This window comes from Duganella sp. Root1480D1, from assembly GCF_001427305.1.
Classification (GTDB): Bacteria; Pseudomonadota; Gammaproteobacteria; order Burkholderiales; family Burkholderiaceae_D; genus Rugamonas.
The window spans coordinates 498,555-516,399 of the sequence record NZ_LMFZ01000012.1 but is presented as its reverse complement, the minus strand read 5'-3'; the positions used below and the strand labels follow the sequence as shown (position 1 = coordinate 516,399).

Annotated in this window: 17 protein-coding genes; 8 read left to right on the top strand and 9 right to left on the bottom strand. The window is 62.7% G+C overall.

What is annotated here, in order from left to right; all coding sequences use genetic code 11:
* The first annotated feature begins 76 nt into the window (after positions 1-76).
* Genes argJ through ASD58_RS14690 form a run of 3 tightly spaced genes read left to right on the top strand, consistent with a single transcriptional unit; the run spans position 77 to position 2,587 of the window.
* Positions 77-1,315, top strand: a complete 1,239-nt coding sequence (gene argJ / locus ASD58_RS14700; protein ID WP_057261898.1) for a bifunctional glutamate N-acetyltransferase/amino-acid acetyltransferase ArgJ — start codon at positions 77-79, stop codon at positions 1,313-1,315.
* 4 nt (positions 1,316-1,319) lie between these two features.
* Positions 1,320-2,186, top strand: a complete 867-nt coding sequence (locus ASD58_RS14695) for an ATP-binding protein (protein WP_057261897.1) — start codon at positions 1,320-1,322, stop codon at positions 2,184-2,186.
* Positions 2,183-2,587, top strand: coding sequence for an NUDIX domain-containing protein (locus ASD58_RS14690; protein WP_057261896.1), 405 nt, complete (start codon positions 2,183-2,185; stop codon positions 2,585-2,587). The genes ASD58_RS14695 and ASD58_RS14690 overlap by 4 nt, the downstream gene beginning before the upstream one ends.
* Positions 2,588-2,654: 67 nt before the next feature.
* Here ASD58_RS14690 and yacG read toward each other — a convergent pair whose 3' ends face one another.
* The 8 genes from yacG to ASD58_RS14650 all read right to left on the bottom strand — a co-directional run bounded on the left by yacG (position 2,655) and on the right by ASD58_RS14650 (position 11,034).
* Positions 2,655-2,834: a DNA gyrase inhibitor YacG gene (yacG, locus tag ASD58_RS14685; protein WP_057261895.1), complete on the bottom strand. Its 180-nt coding sequence runs from the start codon at positions 2,832-2,834 to the stop codon at positions 2,655-2,657.
* Between the two features lie 5 nt (positions 2,835-2,839).
* Entirely contained in the window at positions 2,840-3,595 is a 756-nt protein-coding gene (gene zapD, locus ASD58_RS14680) for a cell division protein ZapD (RefSeq protein ID WP_057261894.1), read from the bottom strand.
* Positions 3,596-3,656: 61 nt separating this feature from the next.
* Positions 3,657-4,259, bottom strand: a complete 603-nt coding sequence (gene coaE, locus ASD58_RS14675; RefSeq protein WP_057261893.1) for a dephospho-CoA kinase — start codon at positions 4,257-4,259, stop codon at positions 3,657-3,659.
* 1 nt (position 4,260) lies between these two features.
* Entirely contained in the window at positions 4,261-5,130 is an 870-nt protein-coding gene (locus tag ASD58_RS14670; protein WP_057261892.1) for an A24 family peptidase, read from the bottom strand.
* A gap of 5 nt (positions 5,131-5,135) precedes the next feature.
* Entirely contained in the window at positions 5,136-6,347 is a 1,212-nt protein-coding gene (locus ASD58_RS14665; protein WP_057261891.1) for a type II secretion system F family protein, read from the bottom strand.
* Positions 6,348-6,358: 11 nt separating this feature from the next.
* Positions 6,359-8,092, bottom strand: a complete 1,734-nt coding sequence (gene pilB, locus ASD58_RS14660) for a type IV-A pilus assembly ATPase PilB (RefSeq protein WP_057261890.1) — start codon at positions 8,090-8,092, stop codon at positions 6,359-6,361.
* Between the two features lie 83 nt (positions 8,093-8,175).
* Entirely contained in the window at positions 8,176-9,465 is a 1,290-nt protein-coding gene (locus ASD58_RS14655; RefSeq protein WP_057261889.1) for an HlyC/CorC family transporter, read from the bottom strand.
* A gap of 75 nt (positions 9,466-9,540) precedes the next feature.
* A complete protein-coding gene (locus ASD58_RS14650; RefSeq protein ID WP_057261888.1) occupies positions 9,541-11,034 on the bottom strand; it encodes a hypothetical protein in 1,494 nt (497 codons plus the stop codon).
* A gap of 70 nt (positions 11,035-11,104) precedes the next feature.
* Here ASD58_RS14650 and ASD58_RS14645 point away from each other — a divergent pair, with 70 nt between their 5' ends.
* Together ASD58_RS14645 and ASD58_RS14640 are read left to right on the top strand one after the other, a co-directional pair.
* Complete coding sequence (locus tag ASD58_RS14645) at positions 11,105-11,986, top strand: AraC family transcriptional regulator (protein WP_057261887.1); 882 nt, start codon at positions 11,105-11,107, stop codon at positions 11,984-11,986.
* A gap of 79 nt (positions 11,987-12,065) precedes the next feature.
* A complete protein-coding gene (locus ASD58_RS14640) occupies positions 12,066-12,554 on the top strand; it encodes an NADH-quinone oxidoreductase subunit B family protein (RefSeq protein ID WP_057261886.1) in 489 nt (162 codons plus the stop codon).
* On the opposite strand, the gene uraH is transcribed toward ASD58_RS14640, so the two are convergent.
* Positions 12,551-12,895, bottom strand: a complete 345-nt coding sequence (gene uraH, locus ASD58_RS14635) for a hydroxyisourate hydrolase (protein WP_057262104.1) — start codon at positions 12,893-12,895, stop codon at positions 12,551-12,553. The two genes, ASD58_RS14640 and uraH, sit on opposite strands and share 4 nt — an antisense overlap.
* A gap of 93 nt (positions 12,896-12,988) precedes the next feature.
* On the opposite strand from uraH, the gene puuE reads away from it, so the two are divergent.
* The 3 genes from puuE (at position 12,989) to xdhB (ending at position 17,845) form a co-directional block, all read left to right on the top strand.
* Positions 12,989-13,939 (top strand): allantoinase PuuE, encoded by a 951-nt coding sequence (puuE, locus tag ASD58_RS14630; RefSeq protein WP_057261885.1) that lies wholly within the window; start codon positions 12,989-12,991, stop codon positions 13,937-13,939.
* A gap of 78 nt (positions 13,940-14,017) precedes the next feature.
* Positions 14,018-15,484 carry a xanthine dehydrogenase small subunit gene (gene xdhA / locus ASD58_RS14625; RefSeq protein WP_057261884.1) on the top strand — a complete coding sequence of 489 codons (1,467 nt, stop codon included), beginning with the start codon at positions 14,018-14,020 and terminating at the stop codon, positions 15,482-15,484.
* Positions 15,485-15,493: 9 nt separating this feature from the next.
* Entirely contained in the window at positions 15,494-17,845 is a 2,352-nt protein-coding gene (gene xdhB, locus ASD58_RS14620) for a xanthine dehydrogenase molybdopterin binding subunit (protein ID WP_057261883.1), read from the top strand.

The window sequence follows — 17,845 nt, the reverse complement described above, 5'->3', positions numbered from 1 at the left end:
ATATTGCACCGCGCACTGAAATGCGCGTGCGTTTAAAATAACTACTTCGTTCCCCATCAAGATTGAGAAGAAAACCATGGCCGTCAATTCCCCCATCCCTGTCGCCGCCGACCTGAAGCCGGTCGCCGGTATCGAGCTTGGCTTTGCCGAAGCCGGTATCAAAAAGCCGGGCCGCAAGGACGTGCTGGTCCTGAAGCTGGCCGATGGCGCCACCGTGTCCGGCGTGTTCACGCTGAACCGCTTCTGCGCCGCACCGGTACAGATCTCCAAGGAAAACCTGGCGGCCGTGAAAGCGGGCGGCAAGCCGATCCGCGCCCTGATGATCAACACCGGCAATGCCAATGCCGGCACCGGCGAATCCGGCCTGGCCAATGCCCGCACTACCTGCGCTGCGCTGGCCAGGGAACTGGGTTGCGACGCGCAGCAGATCCTGCCGTTTTCCACCGGCGTGATCCTGGAGCCGCTGCCGGTCGAGAAGATTGTGGCCGGCCTGCCGAAAGCCATCCAGAACCTCAAGCTGGATAACTGGTTCAACGCTGCCGAAGCGATCATGACCACCGACACCCAGCCGAAGGCGGGCTCGCGCACGGTCGATATCGCCGGCCATCAAGTCACCATGACCGGCATCTCGAAAGGCGCCGGCATGATCAAGCCGAACATGGCCACCATGCTGGGCTACCTGGCCTTCGACGCCAAGGTATCGCAGCCGGTACTGGACGTGCTGGTCAGGGAAGCGGCCGACCAGTCCTTCAACTGCATCACTATCGACGGCGACACCTCGACCAACGATTCCTTCATGCTGGTTGCCACCGGCGCCGGAACCCTGGTGGTCGATTCCGTCGACTCGCCTGAATACAAGGCGCTGGCTGCCGCGGTCACCGAACTGTCGGTATTCCTGGCGCAAGCCATCGTGCGTGACGGCGAAGGCGCCACCAAGTTCATGACCATCACCGTGGAAGACGGCAAGGACGCCGCCGAATGCCGCAAGATCGCTTACTCGATCGGCCATTCGCCGCTGGTGAAGACTGCTTTCTTCGCTTCCGACCCTAACCTGGGCCGCATCCTGGCCGCCATCGGCTATGCCGGCGTGGACGACCTGGACGTCAGCAAGATCAACCTCTACCTGGACGACGTGTGGGTGGCCAAGGACGGCGGCCGCAATCCGGACTACCAGGAAGAGCAGGGCCAGCGCGTGATGAAGCAAAGCGAAATTACCGTGCGCGTGAAGCTGGCGCGCGGCGCTGCCGCTGCCACCGTCTACACCTGCGACCTGTCGCACGACTACGTGTCGATCAACGCCGACTACCGTTCCTGAGCGGATGTCTGCCCAACTCGACCAATTCCTCAAGCGCGCCGAGGCTCTGCTGGCGCGCGTGGAAGCCATCGTTCCACCGGCAGCTGCCAAGCCGGACTGGAAGGCTTCCACCGCTTTCCGCTGGCGCAAGCGGGGCCACACCGGCTATCTCCAGCCGGTGCTGCGTCCTGCGCAAATCGCCTTCGACGACTTGCAGCACGTTGGCCGTCAGAAGGCGCAGATCGAGCAGAACACGCGCCAGTTCGTGGAAGGCAAGCCTGCCAACAACGTGCTGCTGACCGGCGCGCGCGGTACCGGCAAGTCTTCGCTGATCAAGGCCTGCCTGGCGGCGTTCGCACCGCAAGGCCTGCGCTTGATCGAAGTCGACAAGGCAGACCTGCATGACCTGCCAGACATCATGGACCTGGTGGCAGGCCGCCCTGAACGCTTTGTGGTGTTCTGCGACGACCTGTCGTTCGAGGAAGGGGAGAGCGGCTACAAGGCGCTGAAGGTGGCTCTGGATGGTTCGGTATCGGCGGTGATCGACAATGTGCTGATCTACGCCACCTCCAACCGCCGCCACCTGATGCCCGAACGCATGTCGGACAACGCTTCATACAAGCATGATGAGGATGGCGACCTGCATCCGGGCGAAACGGTGGAGGAGAAAATTTCGTTGTCCGAGCGATTTGGCCTGTGGCTGTCGTTCTACCCGTTCAAGCAGGACGATTACCTGGGCATCGTGGCGCACTGGCTGGCCGCCTTTGGCTGCAGCGTGCCGCAAATTGCCGACGCGCGCGCCGAAGCACTGCAATGGGCGCTGCAGCGTGGCTCGCGTTCCGGCCGCGTGGCGTGGCAGTTCGCGCGCGACTATGCGGGGAGGCTGAAATGAGCGGCGCGCAGCAACGCCCGATTGATGTTGCGGTCGGCATCCTGATGCAGGCCAATGGCGATGTCCTGCTCGGCCAGCGCCCGGAAGGCAAGCCTTATGCCGGCTACTGGGAATTCCCGGGCGGGAAAGTCGACCCGGGCGAAACCATCATCGAAGCGCTCAAGCGCGAGTTCGTGGAGGAACTGGGCATCCATATCCTGAGCGCCGAAGAATGGTGCGGCGTAGAGCACGTGTACGAACACGCGCACGTGCGGCTGCATTTCTTCATCAGCCGCGAATGGAGCGGCGAGCCGCAAAGCCTGGAAGGCCAGGCCTTTGCCTGGCAGGGAACGGTAGGCGTGGAGCCGCTGCTGCCAGCCACCATTCCCTTGCTGGAATGGCTCGACAAAGTACGATATTAAAAGTCGGGGTCAGCTCCGGCTTCTCGAGGAGCTTAATGTCCGATTGCCGGAGCTGACCCCGACTTTCTTATTGCTTGTCTTCGTCGAGCGGATCGGTCGGCGCGGTGCCGGGGATGGTGTACTTTTCCTCGGCCCAGGCGCCAAGGTCGATCATCTTGCAGCGTTCGCTGCAGAAAGGGCGGAATTGATTGGCTTCCGTCCACTCTACCTTGGCATGGCAGGTGGGGCATTCAACGACAGTAGGCATGGTGCTTAGAAATTACAGAGGGTGAGCTCGAATGGTACATCTTCTTCCAGCGGCTTGGGTTTCAGGTCGCCGCCCTGGGAAGTGAAGCGCACCCACAGCATGTATTTATTGGCCGAAATCTCGGGGATCGCACCCAGCGCGCCGTCAACCGACAGGCGCAGCATCTGGTAGACCTTGCCTTGCAGCATTTGCTGGTAACTGCCCGCATTAGCAATCATCTTCACCGGTGCGCCGGAATCGCGCAGCAGGCGCAACACCAGGGCCAGCGCGTCGAACAAGGGCGCCAGTGGATTGAACCAGGTGACGATATCGTTGAAACGCTTTTCGGCCGGCTGCTTTTGCCAGGCATAGTAAGAGGGCAGGTCGAATTCGCAGGCGCCGCCGGGAATGATGGTGCGGCCGCGGATGCTCATCAGCCATTCATTGTCGCGCACGTTCTGGCCGGTCTTACCTTGCGAGGCGACCAGGGCGCTTGAAACGCTGTCGAGTTCGCTGAGGATGGCGTCCAGCATGTCGGCCTGGACATTCGGATTGGAGCGGTAGCCAAGCAGGCTTTGGCGCTGGCGTTCGAGTTCCTGCAACAGGTCGGATTTGAGGTCGGCGCGCCCGGCCACTTCAAGCATGTCGAAGATGGTGGCCAGAGCGACGTGGTGCTGCATCGGGTGTTCCTGATGCACGAAGAACTTGAATTTCTCGTATAAATCCTCCAGGCGCAGCAAGGTGCGGATGCGCTCATTGAAAGGATATTCGTAAACGATCAAAGCATCCCTCGTGTGGAAGACCTATTAATAATCTCGTGATTCTGAACTATGCGAAGCAAAATTACAAATATTGCTGATAAAAACCATGCAAACGGTCTACTTGAGGGGTTAAAGCGTCGATCCGGCCGCCATTGTCTATGACATCGTCGGCAGCCGCCAAACGCACTGCGCGCGGCACCTGGGTCGCCATGATGGCCCGCACCTGGTCTTCCGCCAGGCCGTTGCGCGCCATCACGCGCGCCACCTGGACTTCTTCCGGACAGTCGATCACCAGCACGCGGTTGACGCGCTGTTTCCAGGCGCCGGATTCGACCAGCAGGGGAATCGCCAGCATCACATAGTCGCCGCTGGCGGCGGCGGCGGCGGCCAGGGTAGCGTCGCGGATCATGGGGTGGAGGATGGCTTCCAGCCGGCGCTTGGCAGGCGGTTCGCGGAACACCAGTTCGCGCATTTTGGCGCGGTCCATGGCGCCGTGGCTGTCAGCCATATAGGGGCCGAATTCGGCCAGGATGTCGGGCATGGCGGCGCCATTGGGCCCGGTCAGGGAGTGGGCAATCTGGTCGGTGTCGACGATGCTGGCGCCGCGGTCGGCAAACATATTGGCAATCAGGCTTTTACCGCTGCCGATGCCGCCTGTCAGGCCGACCACGAAGCGCGCCGGCATGTCAGCCCGGTACTCCGTAAAGGAAGCTGGTGATTTGCTGTCCGTACAGCAGCGCCACCAGGCCGGCGCCGGCAAGGTAAGGGCCGAACGGGATCTTGTGGTCGAAGCCCAGGCGCGAGGCGACGATGATGCCGATGCCAATCACTGAACCTACCACCGAGGACAACAGGATAATCGCCGGCAGCATCTGCCAGCCCATCCAGGCGCCCAGTGCGGCCAGCAGCTTGAAGTCGCCATAGCCCATGCCTTCCTTGTTGCGCACCAGCTTGAAGATCCAGTACACGGTCCACAGCGTCAGATAACCGGCGGCTGCGCCCAGCACCGCATCCGGCAGCGGCACGAACAGGCCTTTGACGTTGACCAGCAGGCCAAGCCACAGCAGCAGGTAGGTCAGGTCGTCCGGCAGGTACTGGGTGTCGAGGTCGATGAAGGTCATTGCGAGCAGCAGCCAGCCAAAGACCACGGCGGCCATGCCGGCCCAGCCGGAGCCGAAGTGCCACACCAGCCCCGCGGACAGCACGGCGGTCAGCATCTCGATGGCCGGGTAGCGCGCCGAAATCGGCGCCTTGCAGGCGCTGCATTTGCCGCGCAGTACCAGCCAGCTGATGACCGGAATATTTTCCAGCGCCGTGATCTGGTGGCCGCAGTGCGGGCACGCCGAACGCGGCACCACCAGGTTGTAGCGCTCCGGATGGGGCTCCTCTTCGTCGCGCTCGCAGGCGCAAACGCTGTCGATCTCGCGCTGGATCATGACCGGAACGCGGTGGATCACCACGTTCAGGAAACTGCCGATCAGCAGGCCGAGGATGCCGGCCACCACGGCGGCGGCCAGCGTGGCAGGCGGCGAGAACAGCATGAAGACGTCTTGCATGCTGATTACACCACCGAACCGAGTTTGAAGATTGGCAGGTACATCGCAACCACCAGACCGCCGATCAGGACACCCAGGATCACCATGATCATCGGTTCCATCAGGCTCGAAAGCTGCGATACTGCCTCATCCACTTCTTCCTCGTAGAAGTCGGCGACCTTGCTCAGCATCGCATCCAGCGCGCCGGATTCTTCGCCAATGGCCACCATCTGGGTCACCATGCTCGGGAACACGTCGGCGTTTTGCATTGCCACGGTCAGGCTGGTACCGGTGCTGACTTCGGTCTGGATCTTCTTGGTTGCTTCCATGTAGACGTGGTTGCCGGCTGCGCCGCCCACCGAATCCAGCGACTCCACCAGCGGCACGCCGGCGGCGAACATGGTGGACAGGGTACGGGTCCAGCGTGCCACGGTGGCCTTGCGGATCACCTCGCCGAACACCGGAACCTTCAGCAGCAGGCGGTCCATCGACGCCTGCATCTTGACGGAACGGCGCCAGCTCTGGAAGAAGAAGTACAGGCCGCCAAACAGCGTGCCGAAGATGATGTACCAGTATTTGACGAAGTATTCCGACAGCGTCATGACGAACACGGTCGGCGCCGGCAAGTCGGCACCAAAGCTGGAGAATACCTCCTTGAAGGCCGGCACCACCCAGATCATGATCACGGCCGTGACGATGAATGCCACGCCAAGCACGGCGACCGGGTAGGTCAGGGCCGATTTGATCTTGCCCTTGATGGCCAGCGTCTTTTCCTTGTAGATCGCCAGGCGGGTCAGCAGTTCCTCCAGGATACCGGCCTGTTCGCCGGCGGCCACCAGGTTACAGAACAGCGGATCGAAATACAGCGGGTATTTGCGGAACGCCATGTTCAGGCTGGTACCGGTCTCGATATCGGCGCGCAGGTCCAGCACCAGTTTCGATACCGAAGGATTGGAATGGCCCTTGCCGACGATGTCGAAGGCCTGCAGCAGCGGCACGCCGGCCTTCATCATGGTCGCCAGCTGGCGGGTAAACAGGGTCAGGTCTTTCTCGCTGACCTTTTTGCCCGAGCGATAGACCTTTTTCTTGATCTTGGTGGCCATGATGCCCTGGCGGCGCAGGGTTACATTGACCACGGCCTCGCCGCCGGCGCGCATTTCTCCGCGCACGGTCTTGCCAGTCTTATCCTTGCCTTCCCACGTGAAAACCTGTTCTTTTGCGGTGCCCGCAGTAGCCATATCCTAATTTCCTATTCGTTGGTGCAGCCCAGCACTTCTTCCAGGCTGGTCAGTCCGTTTTTGACCTTGACCAGGCCCGATTGGCGCAGCGACTTGACGCCTTCTGCTTCCGATTGTGCCGCGATCTGCATCGAGTTGCCATTTGCCAGGATCAATGCTTCGATCGCGGGCGTGATCGGCATGATCTGGTAGATACCGACCCGGCCTTTATAGCCCGAGCCGTTGCAGCGCTCACAGCCCACCGGGCCGTAAGGTTTCCAGGTGCCATCCAGGTCCTCGTTCTTGAAGCCGGCTTTCACCAACAGTTCCGGCGCAATGTCGATTGGTTTCTTGCAGGTGCACAGCCGGCGCGCCAGGCGCTGTGCCGTGATCAAGATGACCGAGGAGGCAATATTGAAGGGCGCGACGCCCATGTTCATCAGACGCGTCAGGGTCGACGGCGCGTCATTGGTGTGCAGGGTGGAGAACACCATGTGGCCGGTCTGTGCGGCCTTGATCGCGATGTCCGCCGTTTCCAGGTCACGAATCTCACCGACCATGATGATGTCCGGATCCTGGCGCAGGAAGGATTTCAGCGCAACCGGGAAGGTCAGGCCGGCCCTGTCGTTGACGTTGACCTGGTTGATGCCGGGCAGGTTGATCTCGGCCGGGTCTTCCGCGGTCGAGATATTGATGCCGGGCTTGTTCAGGATGTTCAGGCAGGTGTACAGCGACACCGTCTTGCCGGAACCGGTCGGGCCGGTCACCAGCACCATGCCGTAAGGGCGGTGCACGGCGTCCATCAGGACTTCCTTCTGGTCCGGGTCGTAGCCGAGCGAATCGATGCCCATCTGGGCCTGGGTCGCATCCAGGATACGCATCACGGTCTTTTCGCCGAACAGGGTCGGCAGGGTCGATACGCGCAGGTCGATGGTCTTGGTGGACGACACGATCAGGCGCATGCGGCCGTCCTGCGGCACGCGTTTTTCCGAAATATCGAGCTTGGACAACACCTTGATACGCGATACCAGCTTGTCCTTGATCGAGGTCGGCGGCTGGGCGTGCTCCATCAGGTTGCCGTCGACGCGGAAGCGGATGCGGTAAAACTTCTCGTAAGGCTCGAAGTGCAAGTCGGAGGCGCCCATATTGACCGCATCCATCAGCATCTTGTTCAGGAAACGCACGATCGGGGCGTCTTCCACCTCGGCGTCGGCAGCCGCGGCGCCCGGCGCCTGGGCCGAGCTGTCGTCTTCGGCGAACTCGATGTCGCCTTCGTCGCCCGCCATGTCGAGGACGGTCTGGGTCGAGCTCTTGGTCAGGGTTTCCAGCATCTTGAGCAGCACGTCGTGCTGCACAATCACCGGTTCCACCGTGGATTCGGCCTGGAACTTGATCTGGTCCAGGGCCTGGGTATTGGTTGGGTCGGACAGCGCTACCGACATTTTGTTGCCGCGCTTGGCCAGCGGAATCACGCGCTGGGTGGCCATCAGGCGGATATCGATGGCCTTGGGCGGCAGGACTTCCGTGTTGATGGCGCTCAGGTCGAGCAGCGGGTAGGCGAAGGTTTCGGCGCAGAAGAGAGCCAGATCGCGCGCGTTAATGGTGCCGCCAGCCAGCAGCACATCAATAAACGTGGACTTTTCGGCAATAGCCTTTTTGTTCAGCGCGTCCGCTTGCGGCAGGGTAAGACGCCCCGCTTGCATGAGGGCTCGGGCCAATCCCGGCATAGGGGAGCCGGACGCCGAGTTGGGTTGGACTGCTGCCATAGGAGCGCACTATCAGAATGTTAATAAAGAGTGAGTCTCCGGATGATGCCTGTAGGCATCATTTTTGTAAAGGTCCGCACAGTTCACTCTGCCTGGCGCGGCTCCGGACGTCGTAATTTCACTACTTTAATGGCCTGGTCTTGCGCTTGCACCACTTCCACGATGCAGGAACCCACTTTGACGGAAATGGGGGCGTCGGGAATTTCTTGTAAAACTTCTAACAGCATGCCGTTCAGGGTCTTGGGCCCATCCAGAGGAAAGTTTAAACCCAGACGCTTGTTTATGTCACGCAATGCCGTGCTGCCTTCCAGCAGGCATTCGCCGTGCTCGTCCCAGCCGAAGCTGTCGGCCCGCGCCGCGCTTGGGGTGGAGGTGGTGAATTCACCGATCATTTCCTCGATGATGTCGTCCAGCGTGACCAGGCCCTGCACCTCGCCATACTCGTCGACCACGATGGCCAGGCGTTCCTTGTTCTCCTGGAAGTTCTGCAGGGCGGCGAAGGCTGGCGTGTCCTGCGGGATGAAGAAGGGCTCGGACAGCAGCTTGCGGAAGTGTTCGACCGTCAGTTCATCCTGTTCGTTCAGCAGGGCGATGGCCTTGCGCACGTGCAGGATGCCGACAATCCGGTTGATTTCGCCGTCACACACCGGCAGCTTGTTGTGGAAGCAGGTGGTGAGCTGGGACTTGATGTCGTCCACCGGCATGGCCAGGTCGAGCGCCTCGATATGGGCGCGCGGGGTCATGATGTCTTCCACCGAAATGGTGTCGAGGTCGAACAGGTTGAGCAGGATGCTCTTGTGCTTTTTCGGGATGAAGCTGCCGTTTTCCAGCAGCACCGAGCGCAATTCGTCCGGCGACAGCTTGCCCTCGTGGATCTGGCCGGTGGGCTTGATGCGGAACAGGCGCAGCAAGGTGTTGACGAACAGGTGCACGAACCACAGCAGCGGCTTGGACACCGAGAGCAGCGGGCGCAGCACGAAAGAAGCCGGCAGCACGATCTGGTCGGCGTAGCGCGCGCCGACTATCTTCGGCGAAATTTCGGCCAGCACGATCAGGATGAATACCACGATCACGGTCGACAGCAGGATCACATGCTGTTCCAGTCCGAACTGGGTAATCGCGATGGCAGTGGCCAGGGCAATGGCCATGGCGTTGATCAGGGTGTTGGCAAGCAGGACCAGCGACAGCAGTTGTTCGGTACGTTCGAGCAGCCACAGGGTGGCGATGGCGCGGCGGCTGCCGCGTTTGGCCTGGTGGCGCAGGCGGAAGCGATTGGCCGCCATCAGGGCGGTTTCGGCCATGGCAAAGAAGGCCGAGGCGAGAATCAGGAAGGCGAGGACGGCAAATTGCGCCCACAAGGGAACGGTATCCAAGGTCGTAATGACGAGTCAGTAAGAGGACGATTCTAACATGGCGTCCGGGCTGGCCCGGACGCTCCGGCGCTCCGCCTAGCCGCGCGACATCAGCCGCTTGGCGAGGCGGGCGAGGCGGGCGAACAGGCCGCCCCTGGCGCCATTGCCGGTTGGTTGCTGGCGCGGCGCCGGGATGGGCTGCTCGACCGGCGTGCCGCAATGCAGGGGGCGGCCATCGCGCGGAGTGCGGCGTTCGTCGTGCCAGGCATGGCGGCCTTGCAGCAAGATGCGCTGCCATTCGGCTTCGTCGATCTGCGCCTTGCGGTCTGCCAGGCGCCGCTGGTCGTCCGTCAGCAGGTCGGCGATCATGGGGCGGAAGTTGCCATAGGTGCCGGTGTCGGCCGGGCCCGGCTTCACGTCGCCTGCCAGGCCATGCTGGCGTGGCACATACAGGTTGACGGTCAGCAGGCGGCTGCCTTCCTGCCAGCCGTGCAGGCGGGCCAGTTGCGGGTCGAACTGCAACAGGACCACGCAATCGAGCTCGTCGGTATAGGCGGCCACCACAGCGCGCTCCGGGTCCAGCACGATCGCCGCACGGCTATCGCCGCGCGCCAACTGTTCTTCGAACAATTGCAGCCAGGCCTGGCGGTCGGCCGCGTTCAGTTCCTGGCTTGGTTCGAACAGTTCGCGCTGGAGCTGGCGCAAGCGGGCCTGCGACAGTTGCAGCAGGCCGGGGTCGGAAGCCCTGCTGCGGGGATCGATAACGGAAGACTTCTTGTGGGCCAGGCCGGCATCCGGCACCACGGCAAGCAGGCCGGCGCCATCCAGCGTGAATATCTGCCTGGACAGGGCCTTGTCGCCGGACTCACGCCAGATGTCGTCGGCGATATCGGTCATCATTGCAACAGTCAGTTCTTCATCGGAGCCGCAGAACAGGCATGTGTCGGCATTGGGGATGGCGATGCGGAAGCGCCCCTGTACCAGGTGGCCGATGTGGTCCCAGATCGGGGACAGCAGCATGCAGGTGGCGGACAGGCCCTCGCCGGCCGTCAGGTAGTGGAAAAAGCCGGGCCCGGTTTCGCCCGTGGGTCCCTGCATTGCCACCCGCTCGAACTGTAACTGGGGACGTACCTTGGCATACAGGTTGTGCGCGGCAATGTCCTGCAATTCCTCGACTGTCAGGCCGAGGGCGGCCAGCATGCCGTGGTTGATCGTCGAGCGGCCGGACGGGCCGTCGGCATAAAAGCCGAGGGCCAGGTCGCCTGGCAAGCTGATCCGCAAGGCCTGTTCAGCAGCGTCACCGCGCGCATCGGCGCGCTGCAATTGCGGCAGGATCGCGTTGCGATCCACCGCCGGCGTTGCCTGCTCGGCCTCGATGCCGGCGGCGCAGCCGCAGCGCGCCAGGGCATCCACGTACTGCAAGGCGACTTCGCGCGCAACGTTTTTCTTGACTACCATTGGCCCGCTATCGAGCATGGCTTCCATCTGGCTGGCATCACGCTTGAACAGTGCAGCCAGGCGCGCCACGGATTCTGCGCGCACATGCCCGGGCAACAGCCCTTGCACCAGGACCCGAAAAGTTGGGGCCATCTTATTCCTTGGAAAAAGTGCTGATTTTGCCATAGGCCTTGCCCGAACCACATTCTTCTATAATGGCTGGATGCGCACCCCAGAGACGAGCAGCGAACCGCTGCGACTAGCGATTGCCCCGCCGCCCGGCTTGGCGCGGGTGGTGCGGTATTTCCATATTGAGCTGTCCAGCCCGGGAGCGGTGCTGGTGCCGGCCTCACCCTGCGCCATGCTCACCTTCTTCATCCGTGGCGGCTCGCGCTTTGCCGATGCCGGCGGGCGCGAGCGGCTGCATGCCGAACCTTTTGTCACCGGCCCGCTGACGCAGCACTTTCCTGCGGTGTGGGAACCCGGCACCACCTTCATCAGCGTCGTCATCGAGTCGGGCCAGTTCGGCCGCCTGTTCGATATCCCGCTGGGTGAATTGCGTGACGCCGTGGTGCCGCTGGCCGATGCCGCCCCCGAGTGGCAGGGCGCGGCGACGCTGGAAGAGCGCTTGCGCGCCAGCACCGACAGTGCGCGCTGGGTGGCGCTGGTGTGCGATTGGCTGATGCAGCGCCTGGCGGCGCGTGAAGAGCGGCTGGCACGCGGTGCGGCGCCGTTCATACTGCCGCCGGCATTGCTGGCCCTTCCTAATGATGCAATAGCCAGCCGCTTCGGCATCAGCGTGCGCCAGCTTGAGCGGCGCGTGATGGCCAGCTATGGCCAAAGCATCCGCGACGGCCGCCGCATGATGCGCTACATTCGTGCCCTGTCGCGCATGATTGCCACGCCATTGCGGCACGGCGGGCTGACCCGGCTGGCGGTCGATTGCGGTTACCACGACCAGGCGCATATGGTGCGCGACTTCGTGCTGTTCACAGGACTTGCGCCCAAGGCCCTGATGGAAGCGGCGACCGATGCCAGCGGCGCCTTGCGCCTGCTGCGCTACGACGACGCCTCGCGTGCCATCGTCACCCGCGAGGACTATTAAGCGCCGCACGTGTCGCATCCATACAATATTTTCCATGCACTCCCCGCTATCGTAGCGACGCTACTGAAAGGGGAACCAAATGGAACTGGAAGCTACTCTGGAGCGCGACGGTTACGTGCTCACTTCGCTGGACTCGCTGATGGAAACGGTGCGCACCAACAGCCTGTGGTACCTGAGCTTCGGGCTGGCCTGCTGCGCGGTGGAGATGATGGAAGCCGCGTCGGCACGCTATGACATGGACCGCTTCGGCATGTGCCCGCGGCCTTCGCCGCGCCAGGCCGACCTGATGATCGTGGCCGGCACCCTGACCAACAAGATGGCGCGTGCCATGCGCAAGGTGTACGACCAGATGGCCGAACCGCGCTACGTGGTGTCGATGGGTTCCTGCGCCAATGGCGGCGGCTATTACCACTACTCGTATTCAGTGGTGCGCGGCTGCGACCGCATCGTGCCGGTCGATGTCTACGTGCCGGGCTGCCCGCCGACGCCGGAGGCTTTGCTGTATGGCCTGATGCAGCTCCAGCGGAAAGCCCGGCGCGGCGAGCGCGCCGTCATGCTGCGCGACTAGCTGCCGCGGTACGTTGAATACGACCAGGGCGACACCACCAGCGGCACGTGGTAGTTCTGGTCGGCGTGCGCGATGCCGAAGGCGATCGTCACTTCATCGATAAAGCGGGGCTCTGGCAATTCCACGCCCGCTGCGGCGAAATAGTCGCCGGCGCCAAACACCAGCCGGTACTGGCCCGGCTGCATGGTGGCCCCTTCCAATAACGGCGCGCCGCAGCGACCGTCGGCATTGGTCACATCTTCCTTCACCAGCGAGCCATCGGCGCGGTACAGCGCGACACGCACCCCGGCGGCGGGGCGGCCGTTGGCGGTATCCAGGACGTGAGTGCTCAGTTTTCCCATTTTGTATTCCTTATTTTGCTTATCCGGCAGATCATATACCGGTGCCATAACGCCAATATATTATGGTGGATATACCTTTGATCACGGACCATCATGAGCAACTATCCGCGCGACCTCGTTGGCTACGGCCCCAATCCACCCCATGCGCAATGGCCGGGCCAGGCCCGCGTGGCCCTGCAATTCGTGCTGAATTACGAAGAGGGCGGGGAAAACTGCGTGCTGCACGGCGACCCGGCTTCAGAGACCTTCCTGTCCGAGATCATCGGCGCGGCAGCGTTTCAGAACCGCCACATGAGCATGGAATCGATCTATGAATACGGTTCGCGCGCCGGCCTGTGGCGCATCCTGCGCATGTTCGAAGAGCGCAAGCTGCCACTGACCATTTTTGGCGTGTCGATGGCACTGCAACGCCATCCGGAAGCGGTGGCGGCATTCCAGGAGCTGGGCCACGAAATCGCCTGCCACGGCCTACGCTGGATCACCTACCAGAACATGGACGAGGAAACCGAGCGCGCCCACATGAGGGAAGCGGTGCAGATCATCAAGGAGCTGACCGGCAGCGCACCGCTGGGCTGGTACACCGGGCGCGACTCGCCCAATACGCGCCGCCTGGTGGTCGAACATGGCGGTTTCCGCTACGACGCCGACTATTACGGCGACGACTTGCCGTTCTGGCAGGAAGTGGCGCACACCGGCGCCGATGGCAAGCCGGCCGTCACGCCGCAGCTGATCGTGCCGTACACCCTGGACACCAACGATATGCGCTTTGCCGCCATGCAAGGCTTTAACAGCGGCACCCAATTCTTCGATTACCTCAAGGACGCATTCGACGTACTCTATAAGGAAGGGGACCCGAACGGCCTGAACCAGCCGAAAATGTTGTCTATCGGCCTGCATTGCCGCCTGGTCGGACGTCCGGCGCGCGCTGCCGCATTGGCGTGCTTCCTTGACTATGTGCAAAGCCACGACAAGGTGTGGATCACGCGCCGCATCGACATTGCCGAGCACTGGCACAAGCATCACCCTTATATGCGAAACGCCTGATATTCAAAATCAGAGTTTTCTTATATGGCTGGGGTGCGGTAATGTTATCTTGCAAGCTAGGAGACCTGCGAGGACAAGATGTCAGAACCGATCCGCTTTTACTACCGCGGCGCCGTACATGAAGTACGGGACGCCGCCCCGACGCAGACTGTGTTGCAGCACCTGCGCGAAGACTTGCACTGCACCGGCACCAAGGAAGGCTGCGCCGAAGGAGACTGCGGCGCCTGCACCGTGGTACTGGGCAGCGTGGTCGACGGCAAGCTGGAACTGAAAGCGGTTAATTCCTGCATCCAGTTCACCCCGACGCTGGACGGCAGGGCCCTGTTCACCGTGGAAGACCTGCAACAGGCCGATGGCGCCCTGCACCCGGTGCAGCAGGCGCTGGTCGAATGCCATGGCTCGCAGTGCGGCTTCTGCACGCCGGGCTTCGCCATGTCGCTGTGGGGCCTGTACCTGAAAAAAGAAGGCCAGTGCGCCTCGCGCAAGGAAATCGACGATTGCCTGTCGGGCAACCTGTGCCGCTGCACCGGCTACCGCCCGATCATCGACGCCGCCCAGCGCATGGTCGAACTGCCGAAAGTCGAATTCGACGCAGCCCGTGTGGCCGAACAGCTCGAAGCGTTGAAACGCGATTCGCTGGCCGTCTACAGCGCACACGGCCAGACCTTCCTGGCCCCGCGCACCCTTGATGAACTGATCCAGCTGCGCGCAGCCAACCCGTCTGCCGTGCTGCTGGCCGGTTCCACTGACGTTGGCCTGTGGGTCACCAAGCAGATGCGCGAGCTGGGCGACATCATTTACCTCGGCCATGTGGATGCGCTGAAAGTGCTGCGCGTGGACGATGGCGCCATCGAAATCGGCGCCGGCGTGTCGCTGGAAGACGCCTACAACGCGCTGTGCCGGCACTACCCGAATGAATTGGGTGAGCTGCGCCAGCGTTTCGCCTCGCTGCCGATCCGTAATGCGGGCACGCTGGGCGGCAATGTCGCCAACGGCTCGCCGATCGGCGATTCGATGCCATGGCTGATCGCTCTCGGCGCGCAAGTGGTGCTGTGCGGTTCGGCCGGCGAACGCGTGCTGGCGCTGGAAGATTTCTATCTTGATTACATGAAGAAGGACCTGCAGCCGGGCGAATTTGTCCAGGCGGTGCGTGTGCCGCTACCGCGCGGGGACGTGCGCTTCCGCACCTACAAGCTGGCCAAGCGCTTCGACCAGGATATTTCCGCCGTCTGCGCCGCCTTTGCTTTCCGCATGGACGGCGATGCAATCGCCGAAGCGCGCATCGCTTTCGGCGGCATGGCTGCGACGCCGAAGCGCGCGGCACAGGCGGAAGCCGCGCTGAACGGGCGCGCCTGGAGCGAGGCTGCGCTGGCCGACGCCATGGCGGCACTGGCGTGCGACTACGCACCGTTGAGCGATATGCGCGCCAGCAGCGAATACCGGATGAAGACGGCGCAGAACCTGCTGCGCCGCTTCTGGCTTGAGACGCGCAACGATGCGCCGCTGGCGGCCGATGCCGTCAACGCTTTTGCCGTCAGTGCGTAAGGAGACAGCATGAACCATCCCGTCACTCCTGAACTGAAGGCCGCCACCTGGACTGGTGTCGGCATTCCGCGCACGCACGAATCGGCCGAGCTGCACGTGCTGGGCCAGGCGACTTATACCGACGACATCCTGGAAGTGCAGGGCACCCTGCATGCTGCGCTTGGCCTGTCGTCCAAGGCCCATGCCCGCATTACCTCGCTGGACCTGGACGCGGTGCGCGCCGCGCCCGGCGTGGTGGCGGTGTACACGGTGTCCGATATCCCGGGCACCAATGACTGCGGCCCGATCATCCACGACGACCCGATCTTGGCCGATGGCCTGGTGCAGTACGTCGGCCAGCCGATCTTCATCGTGGTGGCCGATTCGCACACCAATGCCCGCCGTGCGGCCAAGCGCGGGGTGGTCGGCTACGAAGAGCTGCCGGCCATCCTGACTCCCCAGCAAGCCAAGGCTGCCGCTTCCTACGTGCTGCCGCCAATGAAACTGCTGCGGGGCGACGCACAAGCGGCGTTCGAAAAGGCGCCGCATACGGTCAAGGGCCAGCTCTACGTCGGCGGCCAGGAGCAGTTCTACCTGGAAGGCCAGATCGCCTACGCCATCCCGAAAGAAGGCAGGGCCATGCTGGTGCAATGCTCGACCCAGCACCCAAGCGAGATGCAGCACGTGGTGGCGCACGCACTGGGCTTGCACTCGCATCATGTGACGGTCGAATGCCGCCGCATGGGTGGCGGCTTTGGCGGCAAGGAATCGCAATCGGCGCTGTGGGCTGCCGCAGCGGCCATCGCTGCCGCGCGCACCGGCAAGCCGGTCAAGCTGCGCGCCGACCGCGACGACGACATGATGGTGACCGGCAAGCGCCACTGCTTCTATTATGAATACGAAGTGGGTTACGACGACACTGGCCGCATCGTGGCGGCCAAGGTCGACATGACTTCGCGTGCAGGCTACTCGGCCGACCTGTCGGGCCCCGTGGCGACCCGCGCGGTCTGCCACTTCGACAATACCTACTACCTGTCGGACGTGGAGATCCACGCCGCCTGCGGCAAGACCAATACCCAGTCGAACACCGCCTTCCGCGGTTTCGGCGGCCCGCAGGGCGCGATCGCGATCGAGTACGTGATCGACGAAATCGCGCGTAATCTCGGGCAGGATGCGCTGGATATCCGCCGCCTGAATTTCTATGGCAAGACCGAGCGCAATGCAACGCCGTATGGCCAGGTGATCGTCGATAACGTGATCCATGAGCTGGTGGCGGAGCTGGAGCAAAGCAGCGAATACCGTGACCGCCGCGCTGCGGTGGCGGCCTACAACGCGGCCAGCCCGGTGCTGAAGCGCGGCCTGGCGCTGACCCCGGTCAAATTCGGCATTGCCTTCAACGTGACCCACCTGAACCAGGCCGGCGCGCTGGTGCATGTGTATGTCGACGGTTCGGTGCTGGTCAATCACGGCGGTACCGAAATGGGGCAGGGCATCAACACCAAGGTGCTGCAGGTGGTTGCCCACGAACTGGGCCTGGACCTGGAGCGTGTGCGCATCACGGCGACCGATACCAGTAAGGTGGCAAATACTTCAGCCACGGCAGCTTCCACCGGCGCAGACCTGAACGGCAAGGCCGCGCAGGATGCGGCGCGCCAGATCCGCGAACGGCTGGCGGCATTTGCCGCGAAAACGCTGGGCGGCGAAGCGGCCGATGTGCGTTTCTTCGCCAACGAGGTTCACGTGAACGGCCAGAGCGTGCCGTTCGAAGCGCTGGTGCAAAAGGCTTACCTGGCCCGCGTGCAGCTGTGGTCCGACGGCTACTATGCGACGCCGAACCTGCACTGGGACCCGAAGACCATGAACGGCCATCCGTTCTCTTACTACGCTTACGGCGCTGCGGTGGCTGAAGTAGTGGTCGATACACTGACCGGCGAATGGAAGCTGCTGCGTGCCGATGCGCTGTACGATGCCGGCCAGTCGCTGAACCCGGCCATCGATATCGGCCAGGTCGAAGGCGCCTTCATCCAGGGCATGGGCTGGCTGACCACCGAGCAGTTGTGGTGGAACGGCGCCGGCAAGCTGATGACGCACGCACCGTCCACCTACAAGATTCCCGGCATTTCCGATTGCCCGGAAGACTTCCGCGTCAAGCTGTTCCAGAACCGCAATGTGGAGGATTCGATCCATCGCTCGAAAGCGGTGGGCGAACCGCCGCTGCTGTTGCCGTTCTCGGTGTTCTTTGCCATCCGCGATGCGATTTCCGCAGTCGGCGGGCACCGCGTCAATCCGCCACTGAACGCGCCTGCGACCAGCGAGGAAATCCTGCGCGCAATCGCGGCGGTTGAAGTGGCAGTCGAAGCGGCCGTCGAAGCGGCAGGCTGA